Here is a 1,826-nt window from a genome sequence, read left to right as displayed (position 1 = left end):
TAAAATTATGAATTTTTTTAAGAAAAATGAGACTAAATATGCTGCATGGGAATAATCAACTTTTAGACGCCAGGGTAATATATGATGGAGAAGCATGATGTCTACTAAAATTAATTTAGAGCTCCAAGTGCAAGGGAGTCAATATTATCCTCGTGTTACACAAGCACATGAAAAATCTTTTGCTCATGTTGGTCAATTAGCCATCCATGGACCTGATCCTGTTGAGATTACAAAGGAGGAGGGGGAAACTCTGCGTGAAATTATTCATCTAATCCAAGAAGACAATAAACAGCTGTTGCAGGCTTATGATCAATGTCGCAAAGCTATTTTAAACACCGCTGTAGATGCAGACTTAACTCCTGAACAATTCCTTGAACGATTACTGAACCTCTACATGAGACACCCACCTCAATCGAACAGTACGGTGTCTCTATCTGCCTTAGAACAATCCAAAGGAAAACCGGTTATTGCTGGTGTCCCAGAGAAACAACAAACGATTACGTCATTAGTAAATGCTTTAGCGTACTCGATTGCCACAAAGCAAGTTGATGCAGACATAATATTTGATGAACTGGAAGCGCGCTCCACAGCTTCGTTAGGCATTAAGTAGGTCTAGCTCTTAAGTAGTCAAAGTATCGTAACCCGGGTTCCGCTGCGCTGCACCCAGGCTACAATTTAGGTTATGCAATTACAAAAATCCCTGTACCTTCATCCATTCATCATTTGCAAATTTAGACATGTAATTGCGAATAGAGTCAGGCAAAATAACCAGGCATTTTTGCCCTTTGCCTAACGATTTTGCGGCTTGCAGTGCTGCCCACATTGCAGATCCGGAAGAACCACCTACCAACAAACCTTCTTCTCGAATTAAATCTCTTGCAGTGCGAAATGAATTGAGATCATTTGTTTTAATGTACTTATCAATCAAACTATTATCTAAAACTTCTGGAAAGAAATCATAGCCTATTCCCTCCACTGCATAGGATTTAATTTCAGTTCCACCACCAAGAATAGAGCCTTCGGGATCAGCACCAATGATTTTAATCTCAGGATTATATTCCTTAAGACGTCTTGCAACACCAGTAATTGTTCCTCCTGTACCTACTCCGGCAACAACCATGTGTAAGTCTTTGCCAAAATCATCAATAATTTCCTGGGCTGTGCCGTGATAGTGCGCGTTAGGGTTATTTGGATTGGCATATTGATCAAGGATATAAGAATTGGGAATTTCAGCATTCAGTTTTTTAGCCAAAGAGATATGGCTTTCCGGATCATTATAAGCTGCTTCTGTTGGGGTACGGTAGATCTTCGCTCCTAGACGCTCAAGTACTGATTGTTTTTCTTGGCTCATTTTTTCAGGCATAGTAATAATTACTTTATAGCCTAATACCGCGCCTGCGAGGGCAATTCCTATTCCTGTATTCCCAGAAGTAGGCTCAATCAGCGTATAACCTGGCTTAATATGACCATCTCGTTCTGCAGTAACAACCATTTCATACCCGATACGATCTTTAACGGAGCCACCAGGATTAAAAAACTCACACTTTGCATACAGCTCACAATCGAGCTCATGGCCAAGACGATTAATTTTCACTACTGGGGTTTGCCCTATGGTGGCAAGAATATTGGGATAAATCATATTAGTCCTTTATTGAAGAGTAGTTTGAATTCGATTATATGTTTTTTAACCGAAAAAAAAAATTCTTGTGTGATTTGGGTGGTGATTTTAAATTTTTTAATTTATCAGGACTTACGAAAAACCCCACCTATTAGGCCAATAGATCAAAGAAAAACAAGAGAATTCTCAAGGAGAGGATGTCGAAAAG

2 protein-coding genes are annotated in these 1,826 nt (G+C 39.5%); one reads left to right on the top strand and one right to left on the bottom strand.

Annotated features, from left to right (window positions below):
• Positions 1-94 precede the first annotated feature (94 nt).
• Positions 95-610 carry a hypothetical protein gene (locus tag Lstg_RS16265; protein WP_238585467.1) on the top strand — a complete coding sequence of 172 codons (516 nt, stop codon included), beginning with the start codon at positions 95-97 and terminating at the stop codon, positions 608-610.
• 78 nt (positions 611-688) lie between these two features.
• Here the strand turns inward: Lstg_RS16265 and Lstg_RS16260 are convergent, their stop codons facing one another.
• A complete protein-coding gene (locus Lstg_RS16260) occupies positions 689-1,639 on the bottom strand; it encodes a pyridoxal-phosphate dependent enzyme (protein WP_058478664.1) in 951 nt (316 codons plus the stop codon).
• Between the last annotated feature and the right edge of the window lie 187 nt (positions 1,640-1,826).

It is taken from the genome of Legionella steigerwaltii (assembly GCF_001468065.1).
Lineage (GTDB): Bacteria > Pseudomonadota > Gammaproteobacteria > Legionellales > Legionellaceae > Legionella > Legionella steigerwaltii.
The sequence above is the reverse complement of the archived record's forward strand: the minus strand, read 5'-3'. Positions and strand labels throughout refer to the sequence as shown.